Below are 616 nucleotides of genomic sequence, written 5' to 3' on the forward strand. Positions count from 1 at the left end.
CGCACGGCGTTGGTGCTCAAGTTTATGTCGATGCCGTGCATTATGCTCCTCACCACTTAGTCGATGTACAAGCGCTGGGCTGTGATTTCTTAGCGTGTTCTGCTTATAAGTTCTTTGGACCGCATGTAGGTATCGCTTACGTGGCTGACCAATGGTTGCACAGCCTTCGTCCTTATAAAGTAGAACCGGCTACGAATATTGGTCCGGGTCGTTTTGAAACGGGGACACAAAGCTTCGAAGGCCTTGCTGGTGTTGCGGCCGCAGTGGAATATTTGGCTCAGTTTGGCGACAACGACTTACCACTTCGTCAGCGATTAGAACAAAGTTACGCGCTTTACAATCAACACGAACAGCGTTTAAGTGAGCGTTTTTTGCAACGACTCGACGCGCTAGAAGGTGTGAAACTGTATGGCATTGAGAGTGAAGATTATCAGCAACGTACGCCGACGTTTGCCCTAACATTTGACAAGTATTCACCAGAGTTTATCGCTAAGACCTTAGGTGAGCACAATATCTGTGTTTGGAATGGCCACTTTTATGCACTTGGTTTGGTTCGTCAGCTTGGCATTGAAGAATCAGGTGGGGTCGTACGAATTGGTTGTATGCATTACAACAC

Annotated in this window: 1 protein-coding gene; it reads left to right on the forward strand. The window is 47.4% G+C overall.

Going from position 1 to position 616, the window contains the following annotated elements; translation table 11 throughout:
• Positions 1-616 (forward strand): aminotransferase class V-fold PLP-dependent enzyme (locus tag R7093_RS26325; RefSeq protein ID WP_318147161.1); only part of this gene is annotated, 616 nt, incomplete at both ends.

Source organism: Vibrio sp. 1580, from assembly GCF_033340055.1.